Source organism: Geobacillus sp. CX412 (genome assembly GCF_027942335.1).
Classification (GTDB): domain Bacteria; phylum Bacillota; class Bacilli; order Bacillales; family Anoxybacillaceae; genus Parageobacillus_B; species Parageobacillus_B toebii.
Map to the genome: position 1 here is coordinate 1,610,011 of NZ_CP103461.1, position 15,124 is coordinate 1,625,134.

The window sequence follows — 15,124 nt, forward strand, 5'->3', positions numbered from 1 at the left end:
TCCTGGCCATCCATCGCTAATTTCTATTAACAGTGGATGCTAATTTAAGTGCGGCTGCCATATATAGCAAAGACGCGAAATAAAATAAACTCCCAATCGTTAAGAAATCGATGAGATAGCCGGTGGCAATGACGGCGATTGCTGGCCAAATCGATGTCCAAAAATGATAGTAACCAATTGTTTTTCCAGCGGTAGCGGGTTCAGTGAATCTGGAAAGGCTGGTCTTTTCTGTCGTTTTTTGAACGGCACCAAGCAATCCCATCACAATCTGGATAAAGTATATTTGCCATATTTCTGTTGAAATAGGAATCAATAACATCAACCCAGCCATCCCCCATGCATATACTAACAACATTATGCGATCGCCATAACGGTCCGTGAGCTTCCCAATCCATACATGGGATAAAGCCGCTGTCAAAGCAAATAAACCATAAGCCAAGCCGAATTGCGAATAGCTATCACCGATATTTCGAATAAATAATAAGTAAAATGGAAACACAATGCTGCCTGCTGTCATAACGAAACTTTGCGCTGCTACAAATCGTTGATAATTCATTTTCCATACTCCTTGTAGAAGAGATTGACGAAAACCTCATCGGGATCATATTGGCGTTTTTTTTCAAAAAACTCTTTGGCTCTTGGATAGGCTCTATGCAGTTGTTCTTTCGTTGGATACGGATAATAAGGGAGATAATAAGAACCTCGGTGATCTAAAGTAACATCAATCATCTTCCTCAAGACCTTTTGCGTCTTTTCTACTTCTTTTGCGCTTCGCCCCTGATTGATTAAGAGCACTAAGGCAAACATGTCTTCTTTCGCATACGAAAGAACCGCTTGCTTGTCTTCTTCCACATACCGTATGGTGATATTCAATAAATTCAAGTCCTCTCTTTTCAGAAGTTTCCGTAAATCATCGATATAAGAAGCGAATTCATCAACAGGAACAAAATATTCTTGAAGGATTTCTGTTCTGTTCGAGTTTTCATACTCCATAAATTGGCTTTCGGAGCGCATCACGTTATTTCTAGTAATGAGGTCGCCATTTTTGCTTTGGAAATAAGCAAGCTGTGTATCCCAGAGTATTTGCTTCCCCCAATCACTGTATCGTGATAATCCTAACAAAAATTTCGGCAAGGCAATGATCGTTTCTTTTTTCAATGGTTGATATTTTTCACGAAGGGATTGGTCTTCATACAATAAATAATTGGTCACATACATTTCTTTTAAGAAAGACTCAGGAGCAGCGGAAATGCGAGCCATATGCATCCGAATAGCAGGATTGGCTCGTACTTTCTCTTTAAAATAAGAGGCATAATCTTTGTAATCTATTTTATGGGTATACATTTGGTAAAGCTCGTCATCTGTCAATTTCAGTGTAACATCTAAAATAATCCCAAATAACCCATAGCCGCCGATGACAAGATTAAATAGTTCCGGATGTTGCGTTCGGCTTACTTCAATAATAGAACCATCGGCCTGCAGCAAACGGAATGATTCCACAGAATCCAACAAAGAGCCATAGCGAATATCTCGACCGTGGACATTCACACTCAATGAACCGCCAACGGTGAAAATATTTTGCGATTGCATGACTCGTATCGCCAAACCATCAGGATTTATGTGTTGTTGGATTTTTTCCCAAGTAATTCCGCTTTGAACGCGTATCATTTTTGCTTCTGGGTGATATGCTAAGATTTTATCGTACGATTTCATGTCAATCATGATCCCACCGGGGTAATAGGTATGTCCGCCCTGGCTGTGCTGCATGCCAGCCACAGAAATTTTTTCTCCTTGTTTGGCAGCCGCTTGAATCCATTCTTGAAGAGACCGTTCATCAGTAGCCGAGCGAATTTGTTTAATCGAAGTTGGCAGCAATTTTCCCGAATCCTCGACTATCAGCGGAAGTTGTGTGTAGCGGTATACCGAAAAAGAAAAGCCAAGGATATAAACGACTACCAATATAATCCAAGATCTGTTCATCCGAACCACCTCTCTATTTGCATCGCTTCTCTTACTGAAGATACAGTTCGACCATTCGCATACAATTATCCTTCTTGAAACAAATTTCGCAAAATTTATTCCATTATTTTTATGATACAATTCCAATAGTTAGAAATAGTTAATAGCTGGAGGGAATCTTGTGGATCAGACTTCTGACAAACAACCGGTTGCGTTTGTTACAGGAGCTTCAAGCGGCTTTGGTTTGCTGACAAGTGTGGTACTTGCCGGCGAAGGCTATCGCGTGCTGGCTTCAATGAGAAACCTGAATAACAAAGGACGGCTGGAAGCGGCAGCTAAAGAAGCGGGTGTAACAGATCGAATTGAGATTGTCCAATTGGATGTGACCGATTTTTCCGCCGTGGAAACGGTGATTCAGGATGTGATTCGCCGCTACGGACGAATTGATCTGTTGGTGAACAATGCGGGTTATGCAGCGGGCGGCTTCACGGAGGAACTTGCTGTTGAAGAATGGGGGCGGCAATTTGAAACTAATTTTTTCGGCTTGGTGGCAGTAACGAAAGCTGTTTTGCCGTCGATGCGGGAACGCAGAAGCGGCAAGATTGTGAATATAAGCAGCATCAGCGGACGGATCGGATTCCCTTCTATGGGACCTTATGTGGCATCCAAGTTTGCGGTGGAAGGATTCAGCGAGTCTTTGCGTTTAGAGATGCTGCCGTATGGCGTTCATGTAGTTTTGATTGAGCCGGGGTCCTATAAAACAGATATCTGGTCAAAAGGGTTGGGAGCGGTAACGATCCATCCGAATTCTCCTTATGCGAAAGAGATGAAGGCGATTTTGAAATATGTCAATCAGGTTGCCGACACGGCACCTGCTCTGGATGAAGTGATCCGACAGATTGTGCAAGTGGCGAAGTCTCCCTATCCGAAATTGCGGTATCCGGTTGGCAAAGGCGTGAAATTAGGAATTGTCTTGAAACATGTGCTGCCGTGGAAGTGGTGGGAGCGGATGGTGACAAAACGGCTTTGGGAGAGATCGTGATGCTGGGACTTTCATTCAAAAATATGGAGGTGAAGATTTGTGATTTAGTGACAAAAAAGAGAAAGCACTGACGAGATCCTAGCAATAATGTTAGCGGTGAAATAAACATTAAGGAGGTCTCGTAAGTGCTTTCTATATCACTAGGATTGCCAGAATTTAAAGTGATTAAACACGAATTTCTTTTGGTTATGCGATTCATGTAGAGAAAACAGAGACACAGGAACGTTGCCCTCATTGTGGGTTTGCCACTTGTACCATGTGGTTCAAAAAGTGACACAAGCCTTGGATCAAGCAAGAAAGGAATTTTCTCCATGGAAAAAGGCTCGATATCTTCTCTTAAAAGGCTGTGAAAAGCTTCGTAAGGACCAACGGCTTCGATTAGACGATATCTTGGAGGAGTATCCGGCCTTTCCATTGCTTATTATCTGAAAGAGTTGTTTCGGGATTTTTACCGAACCGATGGATATAATGAAGCAAAGGAACGCTTGGAAGAATGGATTAAGTTAGCCAAACAGAGCCCTTTTGCTTCTTTTCAGGAAGCAGCCAACACGCTTGAAAGGTGGAAGGAGCCTATTCTTTCCTACTTTTTGTGCCCATATACGAATGCCCGAATTGAGGGGACGAATCACAAGATCAAAAACATCAAACGCCGGGCATATGGCTATCGAAATCGAGAACGGTTTCGTTTGCGTGTATTTCTGGAGTGTACAGGGAACACTACAGGCAGTCAGGCTGCTTAAGCGCTCCCTTCTTCCGCTATCGGTATGATAGTTGGTAGAATGGAACCCGTCAAGGAAAGCACTTGACTGTTTCCATTCTACCAACTTCGTGGTCTGTATGCGGAAGAAGGATCCTGACTGATGAACCTATTTCATCCAGCTAACATGTACTAGGATTGAGTAGAAATCACAGAAAATGGTGAAGACCCTAAATTTAGAAAAAGCCGAGTTCCCTTAAAAGCGAATCCGGCTTTGCTGGCGGATATTTTACGAAACAAAGGAAAGAAGAGCCCCTGTGGCGGCGGAAAATACAACGACAATCCAAGGCGGACACTTCCAGACCGTTAATAATCCAAAGGCAGCTAAAGCAAGGCAAAAATCTAACGGGCTTTTAATCGCCTTCGTCCATACAGGATGGTATAGTGCTGCAAGTAAGATGCCCACAACCGCTGCATTGATGCCGTACAGTGCTGCTTGAAAATGGGGATGATGACGAAGCCAATTCCAAAAAGGAAGGGCTCCGATGATTAACAGAAAAGAAGGAAGAAAAATAGCAAGAGTTGCCACTACAGCTCCTTCCCATCCAAAACTAATCATTCCTAAGTACGATGCGAAGGTAAACAATGGCCCGGGTACTGCTTGTGCTGCTCCGTACCCAGCTAAAAATTGATTGGCTGTTAACCATCCTGTAGAAACCACTTCTGCTTGTAGCAAGGGAAGCACAACATGTCCTCCGCCGAATACCAAGGCGCCAGAGCGATAGAAGCTATCAAAAAGTGCAACCAGATTAGAACCAGTGAACTGACGGACTACAGGAAGCAGCCCTAACAAAGCAAAAAATAAAATGAGCAAGGCACTGGCTGCCTTTTTATTAAACGAAATAGACATCGGAACTGGTTTTGAATCTGGCGTGTTTCGGAATAAAAACCACCCTACGATTCCAGCGCCAACAATGATTCCCACTTGGCTAAAAACACTCGGAATCATTAAAGCCAACATAGCCGCTGCGATTGCAATGGTGGCACGCGGCGGATCGGACGCAAAGTTTTTGGCCATGCCCCACACCGCTTGAGCGACTACAGCGACTGCCACAACCAGCAATCCATGGAGCCAGCCTGTCTCACGGAAGGAAGTTCCTTTTAAAAAATAGGCCAACAAGATAAGTGCAATGGCGGAGGGAAGAGTAAATCCAACCCAGGCAGCAATAGCTCCCCAAAAACCAGCTCGTATAAACCCAATCCCCATGCCAACCTGACTGCTCGCCGGACCCGGCAAAAATTGACACAGTGCTACCAAATCGGCATATGTTTTTTCATCTAACCATTTTCGCCGGTTCACATATTCTTCTCGAAAATATCCTAAATGAGCAATAGGCCCTCCAAAAGAAGTCAATCCTAGTCGAGTAGCTGTCTTCAATACTTCCCAAACAGAACCTCTTTGTTCCCGTTGCATCTCATTTTCTTGGTCCATCTCTTATTCTCCCCTAATGATCATTTCGGAATATAATACGTGACACAATAGATACATAGAGCGTAACAGTAAAAGGAGTTTAAGTGTAGTGCTAACTTGAATTATCTTTTTACTAACGTATAGTAGAGTGGACAAGAATATATTTTACCACGAAGATGATTCACGTTAAAAAGCTTTGAAAAAAGCATTCAGCAGAATAAATAAAACAACGATAGCAACCACCATCAACACTTCTTTACGGTTTTTTTCATCTTCTTTTCTTTGCTGTTTTATCTCTCTGTATTTTTTCTATGCCTGTTTTTGACAATTAATTATCACGAAGAAACAGTGTAACAAAACATTATTGGAAGATACTTATGGCATTGTTTACCTATTAACATTTTTATGGTTACATTCTTCTACCGGTTTGATTGCATTCCCCTTCCCATCTGTACACCAGGATTGAGATTGGAAAGCTAGAAAAATGGATACCCACCTTTTCTCTTGTTCAAAATGTATGAGAATCCCCCCATCTTGCCATATCCCGTTATCTTTTTTCCATCTCCCCACATTTCCTTGGTTCATATGAATATCATGTATACCGTTACCAGGTGAAAAACCAAAATACTTATCAGACTTATTTTGCTCTGGGCCCCATCTCTCTCCAAAAGCGTATATGATTGCCTTCTTATCAATAGCTTGCTTAATATAATGTTGAATCTTTTCGTTTAAATCGTTGTCTGGCCCCTCTACATCAGCTGGGAGGGGAATCATTTTTCCTGGATCGAATAAACTTCCTCTTATATAATCAAGCCCAATGTTTGGATTATTATTTTTTATAGGAGTAAAACCAAACTCTAAGTCAGGTAACTTTGTAATATCTTCTGAATGGAAATCCTCACCAACAAAATATAATACTGGCTCTTCACCACAAAATGTACTTGACAATCAGGTTGTTTTCTGATCAAGGGTACAAAAAATGCGAAATTTCCTGTATGGTAAAGGTGACCAAACCATCAACCATGGAGGAAATTTCGCATGCAATCTCAGTTTATCAAAGATTTGATCACTTTACCAGGCTTTCTTATTCATGGAGAACGAAAAGAGGGAGAACGATGGATTTTTGAACTTTCCCTCCCTCCTTGATGTGGTGAAAGATCTCTACTCTCCTGATCATGGACGTCCGAGCATTGATCCAGTGATGTTGTTTAAAATGTATTTGATTCAGTATGTATTTGGGATTCGCTCCATGCGTGAAACCGTCGAACAAATCCGAACCAACGTCGCCTACCGTTGGTTTTTAGGACTTAGTCTTCATGATCCCGTTCCTCATCACTCGACGCCAAGTAAAAACTATGCGCGTCGTTTCGCTGGAACGGATGTATTCCATCAAATTTTTTCACGGATTTTAAAAGAAGCCTTTGAACACGGATTGGTAGATTCGAGTGTCTTGTACGTAGACTCCACTCATGTCAAAGCAAGCGCCAATAAAAAGAAGTTTACAACGGAAATGGCAGAAGTCGAAGCCAAAGCCTACCAACAGGAACTCGAAAAAGAAATCGAACGGGATCGGATCGCTCATGGAAAATCGCCGTTGCCATCTGAGAAAAAAAAAAAAACGGGAAGTAAAAGTAAGCAAAACGGATCCGGAGAGCGGACTGTTGGTGAAAAATGAACGGGAGCGAGTGTTTGCCTATTCGTATCATACAGCTTGTGATCGCAACGGATGGATTCTACAGACCTACGTGACGGCAGCCAACGTCCATGACAGTCAAGCGTTTTTTGTGCTGTTCGAACGAGTGAAACGGGAAATCCAATCATGTCCGGAAGCCGTGTGTGTAGACGCAGGATATAAAACTCCTGCCATTGCCAAGTATTTACTCGAACAAGGGGTAAAGCCGATTTGGCCGTACACTCGCCCGAAAACAAAAGATGGATTCTTTCGGAAATCAGATTTTGTGTATGACGAATATTTTGATTGTTATCTATGCCCCAATGATCAAGTTCTATCTTACTCTACTACGAATCGGGAAGGATACCGGGAATACAAATCGGACCCGGCGGTGTGCCGAAGCTGTCCGTATCTTCATCAGTGCACGCAAAGCAAGAGCAGACGATTGAACGGAATTTCACCGATATGAAAGAGAAGCATGGTCTGCGCTGGACGCATTACCGGGGATTGGAAAAAAATGAGGCGCAGGCGATGCTTGTTTGTGCTGCCATGAATTTAAAAAAACTGGCGAATTACCTATGGAAGGCGAAACACCGCCCTTTCTTTTCCTTTGCATGGCTTCCCATCCTATCCACTTTTTTTGAAAACATAGTCTATTTATGGAACAAAATGGGTTTCAGACGAATGTCTGAAACCCATTTTGTCAACAGTCTGAGCCGAGAAGAATCTTCTCGGCTGTCATTCAGTCTTATTCGCCTGTTTCAGCAAATTTTTTGATGCGCGCGCCGATTTCATCGCGAACACGACGGAATACAGCTAATTTTTCCTCTTCCGTTCCTTCCGCCTTTGCCGGGTCATCGAATCCCCAGTGTACGCGTTTCACATTTGGCGGGGTTACTGGACAATGGTCTGCTGCATGACCACATAATGTTACTACCAAATCAGCTTTGTTTAAAATTTCCGGATCAATGACATCCGATGTCTGATTTGAAATATCAATCCCTACTTCTTTCATGACTTTTACCGCGTTTGGATTTAGTCCATGCGCTTCAATGCCAGCGCTGTACACTTCCCAATCATCACCAAGATATTTTTTTGCCCATCCTTCTGCCATTTGACTGCGGCAAGAGTTACCTGTGCATAAGAAGTAAATGATCTTTTTGTTTTTCATGTTTCATTCCACCTCTGTTGTTAGTATGATACTGATTCTGTTTTAAAGTATTTTCGTTGAAACCATAGTGCCACGTTGACCAACGCAATCATGACAGGCACTTCCACCAGTGGTCCAATGACAGCTGCAAACGCTGCACCAGAATGGATCCCAAACACGCCAACAGCTACAGCAATCGCTAACTCAAAGTTATTACTGCCGGCTGTAAAGGCAAGCGTTGTGGTTACAGGGTAGTTCGCTCCAAATTTCTTCCCTATGAAGAAGGAAACGAAGAACATCAACACAAAGTAAATGAACAATGGAATAGCAACTCTCACTACATCCAATGGTAAACTTACGATAACATCTCCTTTTAAAGAGAACATGACAATAATCGTAAACAATAAAGAAATCAATGTAATCGGGCTGATTTTGGGAATGAATACTTTTTCATACCATTGTCTGCCCTTTGCTTTTACCAACAAAAAGCGCGTCAACATTCCGCCAAGAAACGGAATTCCTAAGTAAATGAACACCGACTTGGCGACTTCCATCATTGTAATATGAACGACAGCACCTTCTAGTCCAAGCCATTCTGGAATGATCGTCACAAACACATACGCATAAACAGAGTAAAATAACATTTGAAATACAGAGTTAAACGCCACCAATCCAGCTGCGTACTCTCTGTCTCCTTTCGCTAAATCATTCCAGACAATCACCATAGCAATACAACGTGCCAGACCGATTAGGATGAGTCCGACCATGTATTCCGGTTTATCCTGCAAGAATACGATCGCCAATACAAACATCAATATTGGTCCAATAATCCAATTTTGTACTAGGGACAAAACCAATACTTTTATGTCTTTAAAGACGTGTCCCATCTTCTCGTAGTGAACTTTTGCCAACGGAGGATACATCATTAAAATTAAGCCAATGGCAAGTGGAATCGATGTGGTTCCTACCTGCAAACTGTTCATTACGTCTATAAACCCTGGAAAGACGAATCCTAAGCCAATTCCTGCTGCCATAGCAAGGAAAATCCAAATCGTTAGGTATCGATCCAAGAACGATAGACGTTTTTTCCCCGTATTATTCATTTTTTCCTCCCAATTTAATTAGTAGGTTAACAACCACAACGGAGCGTAGGGTTATTTTCCTCAATCTTACGAATATTCTCTGTTTGATCTGGGACGTGTTGCAGAATATCTTGGATGAAATCATATAACTCATTTTGTGGATTGAGGGAATAATAAATCCACTGTCCCCTCCTATCCTCTTTTACTAATCCTGCATCTTTTAACTTGCGAAGATGCTGGCTAATAGACGGCTGACTCATGTCAAACACCTCAAGAAGCTCGCAAACACAGCACTCACGTTGTTTTAAAATTGCCATAATCGTTAAACGTGTTTTATCACCAAGCAACTTTAAAGCGTGTGAGGCTTTTTCTATTTCCACTACTGTTTTTTGCATGGGAACACCTCCTATTCTTGTATGATCATATAGTTATTTACTTATATATGAGCGAAAATGAAAGGTGATATTCCTAAATCCCATATTGTCAATTTTGTTCATCTCATACTAAATAAATGATGTTACATCTTCCATATTCACGATATGGATATTGTAGTATAACTCTTTCTTTAATAAGAATATAACTACATACTTATATAAAACAAGAGAAAAAAACGACTTTAACATAATCTTTACAATTCAAACGAAAGTGTGAAAGTCGGAAGTAAACTTGCCTTATCTCCTCCTCATCATAAATTTCTTTTATTTGTTTCTGTTCGTTTGTTAACTCCATTTCAAATCTTTATTTGTTTAAAAAGAACGTGTTGCAAAACGCATAACGAATGCATAAATGCACATAAAAAATCCACCACCTTGGAAATCATATATAGTGATCAAAAAAACAACTCTCCAAGGGGTGGACACTATTATGATTTCCAATTGGAACAGCGAACATGCATGGACTTATGAAATTGACCCAATTTTAGAAGCATTATTTCGGTATATCGACTCGCTATCATTGCCGGAAACACCGTATGTGACAGGAAGACCGCCGGTGTCGAAAAAATCGTTGTTGAAATGTTTCTTTTTGAAAACCTATTTTTCCATTGATTCCTTGCGAAAATTAGTGCGCATCCTGCAGCGTTTTCGCTGTTTTCAACGGGCCTGTGGGCTTGGTGAAGTCCCTCACCTTTCTACGTTTTCCCGTGCGGCGAAGTGGTTCCGGGAACAAGGATTTCCTGTTTTTCATGCACAGCTGCTCAAAGATCTAGAAGTACGTTATCCGCAAATCGTGCTGATCGACAGCACGGCCCTTCGAAGCAGTCTTTACGATTCACAGGCGAAGTGGGGAGTGTCCACCCGATATCACTGGTTTAAAGGATATAAACTCCATCTCTGCACCACCGCCGAGGGAATCATTTTATCTCATGTGTTGACCACAGCGAATCGAAATGATGCGGCAGTAGCACCAGAATTGCTTGTTTCTTTAAAGCAGTGGGATATCGAATTGGTATTGGGCGATGCCGCGTATGACAGTGAAAAGGTTCGTCAAACAGCAGAGCAGTCAGGAATCCTATTCATTTCCCCTATCAACCGCCGCAATAGCAAGGAACGAAAAGATGCCTATGGCCGGGTTCTTCCTGTCTTTTTGAAAACGAGATTTGGTCAATGGCTGTTTGGACTTCGTCGTGAGATTGAACGAGTATTTAATGAGTTAAAGAGTGACGGGTTGGAACAGCCAAGATGGTATGGATTTCATCGATATGTACTGCATGTGTTATGTTGCATCCTTATGCATAACTTCGAGTTTTTACTCTAGTTTTGCAACACCATCATGATTGTTAATTTTACCAATGAAGAAGGTGCTAGATTCGAACCTTCATTGATGGCATCCGGAGTTCTTTCAGGTAAATTCGAAAAATCTATCATGCTGCAAAAAACAGATGCTTTTCTTTAATATGGAAAAGTATATTCTGTTACAAATTCTGTAGAAACTATCTTCAACAATTGGGCGCGATAGTTGAATAACAAGAAGATTTATTAAACAACTTTTTAAAAGTGAAATCGTTCCTGACTGTTACAATTTATTTAAATCCATAAATTCTGCAAATTTAGTTGATAAAATAAAAATTACTTCTCCTGTATAAACGTCTAAAGGTATAAACAAGGAGAACATTCCAAAGTTTTAAGTCTCAACGATTTAGTTTTAAATACCAATATGTCAATTCAGAGAAATTTGATTTAATCGCTCCGAATAAACGAAAAAGAGATCAAGAAACAGCTTTTCTAAACTATATATATAATAGAAGTTAATGAGCTGATAAGGAAGGGACAAAAGTGCGAAAAATTTCATTTAAGTTAGGACTATTATTTTTTGTATTCGTATTGGGAATAGAGACGGTTTTATTTGTGTCTTTATATGTTACTCTAGTTCATTCTCGAATTAATGAGGAATTTGAGCAGCTGTTAGCAAGAGGGAATAGCCACCGTGATGTGTTAGAAAAAAATTATGATCCTTCTACGTTAGAACATGTTACCATGATGGAGTCTGAAGCGGAGACGGACGTCGTTATTACAAATGACAAGGGGAAGATATTGTATTTTTCAGATCATATTTTGCCATTTGCTAAAAGAGTAATAAAAAAAGCAAATAAAAACATTCCCTATGGCGGAATGATTGTGCAAAAAAATTGGCAAAAAGAGTCGCACATTTCAACAGTAAGCCCGATTCGGATTGACGGCAAGATCAAAGGATATGTCTATATGTTTCAAAATACGGATTCTATTCAAAATATGATTTATAAGTTAAAACATCATTTCCTTATGGTTGGAATTTTTTCTGTATTTTTAACGATTATTACGATTGCTTTCTTATCAAGAGTCATTACCATTCCTCTCATTCGCATGAAAGAGGCGACCGAAAAATTGTGCAAAGGGGACTTTTCTGTTCGTCTGCAAATAAAAGGGGAGGACGAATTGGCGGAATTAGGGAAAGCGATCCAAACATTGGCGAGGGATTTAGAATACTTAAAAAAAGAAAGAAGCGAATTTCTCGCCAGCATTTCTCATGAACTTCGCACCCCGCTCACTTATGTAAAAGGGTATGCGGATATAGCTAGGAGACCCAACATGGAGGAAGAGGAGAGGAATCGATATTTGTCCATTATCTATGAAGAAGCAGAGCATATGGAAAAATTGGTGAAGGATCTTTTTGAATTAGCGAAGATGGATCAACATTCCTTTCAAATTCACAAGGAACCTACAAACTTATGTTCTTTCTTAAAAAAATTGCATGACAAAATGCATCCTGCGTTTCAAGCGAAAAAAATGTCTTTGGTATATCAATGTGAAAAAAACATTACTGTCCATATTGACCAAAAACGTTTTGAGCAAGTGATGATGAATTTGTTGGATAATGCTTTAAAATATGCTGATCAAGGTTCTACCGTGTCTATTGATGTAAGAGTGGAGAAAAACAATATTGTAATTATTGTTTCAGACAAAGGCAGAGGGATTCCTGAAGAGGATTTGCCGCATATTTTTGAACGGTTTTACCGAGTGGATAAATCAAGATCAAGAACCAGCGGCGGAACAGGGTTGGGACTGGCCATCGTCAAGGAAATTGTGGAAGCGCACGGAGGATCGATTCACGCCGCAAGTGAATATGGAAAAGGAACAAACATGATCATTACATTGCCGGAGGAATGAGCATGTATACGGTTTTTCTGGTTGACGATGAAAAACGAATGTTAGAGTTGCTTGATCTTTATCTTTCGCCTAAAGGATATCATTGTGTTAAGTGCGAGTCCGGTTTAGCAGCGATACAGTACTTAGAAAATCACAAAGTGGATTTAGTCTTGCTAGACATTATGATGCCTGAGATGGATGGTTGGGAAACTTGCCGACGAATTAGAGAATTTTCCGATGTTCCGATTATCATGGTGACCGCCAGAGATCAAACGTTGGATATAGTCAAAGGTCTCAATATTGGAGCGGATGATTACATCACAAAACCGTTTGACGAAGCTGAGCTCCTTGCCCGCATCGAGGCGGTGCTGCGCCGCTCCGTAGGAAAACGCTCGAAAATAGAATTTCAAGGGTTAGTGTGGGATGAAGACGAACATAAAGTCCACTATCAAAACGAACCGATTTTTCTAACGCCGAAAGAGTTTGCCATATTGGGTCTGTTTTTGAAGCACCCAAACAGAGTGTTTAGCAGAGAACAAATCATTGTGTCATTATGGGGCTATAACGCAAATACAGAAGAGCGTACCATAGACTCTCATGTCAAAAATATTAGAGAAAAGCTTAGACAAGCCGGTTTTCCGATCGATCAATTTCTGCAAACCGTTTGGGGGTAGGATATAAATGGGAGGCATAAGGCAAGAAGAGGATGAAAGAGCAAATCATTGCACTACTCAACACCTATGAAAATGCTGCTTATCTCATCAGCATTGTGATAAATATTATAATTAGTATTTTAGGACTTGTACCAAGCGTTTTTCTCACAGCTGCCAATTTGGCCGTGTTCGGGTTTTGGAAAGGCACTTTTTTATCTTTTGCAGGGGAAGCAATCGGAGCGATTATTTCTTTTGTTTTATATCGTAAAGGATTTAGGAAACTTTCGGTAACGAAGTTGTTTTCCCACCCGAAAGTCAGACGTTTGCTTGAAGCAAAAGGTTTAGAAGCCTTTTTTCTTATTCTGTCTTTGCGGCTTCTTCCTTTTGTTCCGTCAGGAGTAGTGACCTTTGTTGCGGCGATCGGAAAAACATCCTTGCTTATCTTTATGATTGCTAGCTCAATAGGGAAAATACCTGCATTACTTTTAGAAGCCTATTCGGTTTATCAATTAATGAATTGGACATGGCAAGGGAAAGTAATATTAACATTTTTGTCTGTTTTTTTATTTCTTTTTACTTGGAAGAAAATCAATCGAAAAAAGGATCAAACCAACAAAACTTAGAGAGTTTATGTTTATGAAGAGTGACAAATATCATATCCAAAGAAACAAACTCCATAAATTCTGCAAATATTTCTGCTATAAATAACTATGTCTACTCAATGCACAAAAAGGAGCATCAGCAATGAAAAAAATGACGAAAGCTATGATGATTACATCGTCCATTCTTCTTCTAAGCGCTTGTTCATCATCCAATGAAAAAGAACAGTCCTTTATTACGAGCAAAGAACAAGCAAAATCCAACACATCTGTTACAAATAATCCTTTCTTTAAAGAAAAGAAAGAAGGAAAGTTCGAACATTTACATGGAATTGGTTATGCAGGCAACCAAAATGCGATTTACTTTGCTACACATGAAGGTTTACTTGTTTACCAAAATAATAAGTGGTATGAAACGACTTCCAATAAACATGATTATATGGGCTTTTCTGCAACAGACGATGGGTTTTATGCATCGGGACACCCAGAAGAAGGTTCATCTTTAGGAAATCCGCTTGGTCTTGTAAAAAGTCTTGATCATGGACAAACGTTGATGAACTTAGGGTTTTATAAAGAATCTGATTTTCATTATATGGCAGTAGGCTATAAAAGCCATACGATTTATGTCGTGAACCAAGAAGAAAACAAAAAGCTAGGACAAGGGTTATTTTACAGTAAAGACGACGGCAAAACGTGGTTGCAAAGTCAATTAAACGGCCTACCGCAAACTGCTGCAGGAACGATTGCTGCCCATCCAACGGAGGAAAATATGGTCGGAATTAGTACGCCAGAAGGAATTTTCGTTTCAAAAGATAATGGAAATACCTTTGAACGCTTTACCCGAAAGATTAATACGACGACGTTTATCTTCCAAGAAAAATCCATTTTATTTGCGGCTGTAGAGAACAATAAGCCTGTACTTATAAAACAATCATTAGAGTCAAAACAAGAGGAAGTCCTTTCTGTTCCTAAACTCGACGAAAAAGACCATATCATGTATATGTCCTCAAATCCGACAAATGAGAAGGAAATTGTGATCGCCACCATGAATGGTGATATTTTCATGACAAAAAATAACGGTGAAAGCTGGACAAGACTAGCATCCAAAGGGAAAATAAATTTTTAATAAAAGACATGCGGGCGCATGTCTTTTTGCTTGCTTAAAAATATACTACT

Annotated in this window: 14 protein-coding genes and 4 pseudogenes; 10 read left to right on the plus strand and 8 right to left on the minus strand. The window is 40.4% G+C overall.

Going from position 1 to position 15,124, the window contains the following annotated elements:
- Nucleotides 1-16: 16 nt before the first annotated feature.
- Both NXM86_RS08615 and NXM86_RS08620 read right to left on the minus strand, forming a co-directional pair.
- Nucleotides 17-556 carry an MFS transporter gene (locus tag NXM86_RS08615; RefSeq protein ID WP_081189904.1) on the minus strand — a complete coding sequence of 180 codons (540 nt, stop codon included), beginning with the start codon at nucleotides 554-556 and terminating at the stop codon, nucleotides 17-19.
- On the minus strand, nucleotides 553-1,980 hold the full coding sequence (locus NXM86_RS08620; RefSeq protein WP_498958922.1) for an FAD-binding protein: 1,428 nt from the start codon (nucleotides 1,978-1,980) through the stop codon (nucleotides 553-555). The genes NXM86_RS08615 and NXM86_RS08620 overlap by 4 nt, the downstream gene beginning before the upstream one ends.
- Before the next feature lie 160 nt (nucleotides 1,981-2,140).
- On the opposite strand from NXM86_RS08620, the gene NXM86_RS08625 reads away from it, so the two are divergent.
- Nucleotides 2,141-3,001: an oxidoreductase gene (locus NXM86_RS08625; protein WP_498958923.1), complete on the plus strand. Its 861-nt coding sequence runs from the start codon at nucleotides 2,141-2,143 to the stop codon at nucleotides 2,999-3,001.
- A 252-nt stretch (nucleotides 3,002-3,253) separates the two neighbouring features.
- Nucleotides 3,254-3,741, plus strand: a pseudogene (locus NXM86_RS08630) (ISL3 family transposase); the annotation flags it as partial.
- A 246-nt stretch (nucleotides 3,742-3,987) separates the two neighbouring features.
- Here NXM86_RS08630 and NXM86_RS08635 read toward each other — a convergent pair.
- The 3 genes from NXM86_RS08635 to NXM86_RS08645 form a co-directional block, all read right to left on the minus strand.
- A complete protein-coding gene (locus NXM86_RS08635) occupies nucleotides 3,988-5,190 on the minus strand; it encodes a chromate transporter (protein ID WP_498958925.1) in 1,203 nt (400 codons plus the stop codon).
- Between the two features lie 165 nt (nucleotides 5,191-5,355).
- Nucleotides 5,356-5,421 carry a hypothetical protein gene (locus NXM86_RS08640; protein WP_498959014.1) on the minus strand — a complete coding sequence of 22 codons (66 nt, stop codon included), beginning with the start codon at nucleotides 5,419-5,421 and terminating at the stop codon, nucleotides 5,356-5,358.
- 135 nt (nucleotides 5,422-5,556) lie between these two features.
- The gene (locus NXM86_RS08645; RefSeq protein ID WP_498958926.1) at nucleotides 5,557-6,117 is read right to left on the minus strand and encodes a DUF2278 family protein; all 561 of its coding nucleotides are present in this window, start codon (nucleotides 6,115-6,117) and stop codon (nucleotides 5,557-5,559) included.
- Nucleotides 6,118-6,259: 142 nt separating this feature from the next.
- Here NXM86_RS08645 and NXM86_RS08650 point away from each other — a divergent pair, with 142 nt between their 5' ends.
- The 3 genes and pseudogenes from NXM86_RS08650 to NXM86_RS08660 form a co-directional block, all read left to right on the plus strand.
- Nucleotides 6,260-6,844 (plus strand): transposase, encoded by a 585-nt coding sequence (locus NXM86_RS08650; protein WP_498958928.1) that lies wholly within the window; start codon nucleotides 6,260-6,262, stop codon nucleotides 6,842-6,844.
- Nucleotides 6,750-7,034 (plus strand): annotated as a pseudogene (locus NXM86_RS08655) (IS5/IS1182 family transposase); the annotation flags it as partial. The gene NXM86_RS08650 and the pseudogene NXM86_RS08655, both read left to right, overlap by 95 nt.
- A gap of 33 nt (nucleotides 7,035-7,067) precedes the next feature.
- Nucleotides 7,068-7,426: pseudogene (locus tag NXM86_RS08660) on the plus strand (transposase); the annotation flags it as partial.
- 163 nt (nucleotides 7,427-7,589) lie between these two features.
- Here NXM86_RS08660 and arsC read toward each other — a convergent pair.
- The 3 genes from arsC to NXM86_RS08675 are packed head-to-tail and all read right to left on the minus strand — an operon-like array spanning nucleotide 7,590 to nucleotide 9,468.
- Entirely contained in the window at nucleotides 7,590-8,012 is a 423-nt protein-coding gene (gene arsC, locus NXM86_RS08665; RefSeq protein ID WP_011887409.1) for an arsenate reductase (thioredoxin), read from the minus strand.
- A gap of 20 nt (nucleotides 8,013-8,032) precedes the next feature.
- Entirely contained in the window at nucleotides 8,033-9,094 is a 1,062-nt protein-coding gene (gene arsB / locus NXM86_RS08670; RefSeq protein ID WP_498958931.1) for an ACR3 family arsenite efflux transporter, read from the minus strand.
- Nucleotides 9,095-9,120: 26 nt separating this feature from the next.
- Nucleotides 9,121-9,468, minus strand: coding sequence for an ArsR/SmtB family transcription factor (locus tag NXM86_RS08675; protein ID WP_100660429.1), 348 nt, complete (start codon nucleotides 9,466-9,468; stop codon nucleotides 9,121-9,123).
- Between the two features lie 469 nt (nucleotides 9,469-9,937).
- Here NXM86_RS08675 and NXM86_RS08680 point away from each other — a divergent pair, with 469 nt between their 5' ends.
- The 5 genes and pseudogenes from NXM86_RS08680 (at nucleotide 9,938) to NXM86_RS08700 (ending at nucleotide 15,074) form a co-directional block, all read left to right on the plus strand.
- Nucleotides 9,938-10,828 carry an ISNCY family transposase gene (locus tag NXM86_RS08680; RefSeq protein WP_015863779.1) on the plus strand — a complete coding sequence of 297 codons (891 nt, stop codon included), beginning with the start codon at nucleotides 9,938-9,940 and terminating at the stop codon, nucleotides 10,826-10,828.
- Nucleotides 10,829-11,346: 518 nt separating this feature from the next.
- Nucleotides 11,347-12,717: a sensor histidine kinase gene (locus NXM86_RS08685; RefSeq protein WP_328268277.1), complete on the plus strand. Its 1,371-nt coding sequence runs from the start codon at nucleotides 11,347-11,349 to the stop codon at nucleotides 12,715-12,717.
- A 2-nt stretch (nucleotides 12,718-12,719) separates the two neighbouring features.
- Nucleotides 12,720-13,390: pseudogene (locus tag NXM86_RS08690) on the plus strand (response regulator transcription factor).
- Nucleotides 13,391-13,402: 12 nt separating this feature from the next.
- A complete protein-coding gene (locus NXM86_RS08695; RefSeq protein WP_015863931.1) occupies nucleotides 13,403-13,972 on the plus strand; it encodes a TVP38/TMEM64 family protein in 570 nt (189 codons plus the stop codon).
- A gap of 121 nt (nucleotides 13,973-14,093) precedes the next feature.
- Nucleotides 14,094-15,074 (plus strand): F510_1955 family glycosylhydrolase, encoded by a 981-nt coding sequence (locus tag NXM86_RS08700; protein WP_081189824.1) that lies wholly within the window; start codon nucleotides 14,094-14,096, stop codon nucleotides 15,072-15,074.
- Nucleotides 15,075-15,124 lie beyond the last annotated feature (50 nt).

Bases quoted from the DNA above. Each gene is read 5' to 3' on its own strand.
- NXM86_RS08695 (WP_015863931.1), top strand. From the start codon at position 13,403: ATGAAAGAGCAAATCATTGCACTACTCAACACCTATGAAAATGCTGCT.
- NXM86_RS08680 (WP_015863779.1), top strand. From the start codon at position 9,938: ATGATTTCCAATTGGAACAGCGAACATGCATGGACTTATGAAATTGAC.
- NXM86_RS08700 (WP_081189824.1), top strand. From the start codon at position 14,094: ATGAAAAAAATGACGAAAGCTATGATGATTACATCGTCCATTCTTCTT.
- NXM86_RS08620 (WP_498958922.1), bottom strand. From the start codon at position 1,980: ATGAACAGATCTTGGATTATATTGGTAGTCGTTTATATCCTTGGCTTT.
- NXM86_RS08635 (WP_498958925.1), bottom strand. From the start codon at position 5,190: ATGGACCAAGAAAATGAGATGCAACGGGAACAAAGAGGTTCTGTTTGG.
- NXM86_RS08675 (WP_100660429.1), bottom strand. From the start codon at position 9,468: ATGCAAAAAACAGTAGTGGAAATAGAAAAAGCCTCACACGCTTTAAAG.
- NXM86_RS08615 (WP_081189904.1), bottom strand. From the start codon at position 556: ATGAATTATCAACGATTTGTAGCAGCGCAAAGTTTCGTTATGACAGCA.
- arsC (WP_011887409.1), bottom strand. From the start codon at position 8,012: ATGAAAAACAAAAAGATCATTTACTTCTTATGCACAGGTAACTCTTGC.
- NXM86_RS08650 (WP_498958928.1), top strand. From the start codon at position 6,260: ATGGAGAACGAAAAGAGGGAGAACGATGGATTTTTGAACTTTCCCTCC.
- arsB (WP_498958931.1), bottom strand. From the start codon at position 9,094: ATGAATAATACGGGGAAAAAACGTCTATCGTTCTTGGATCGATACCTA.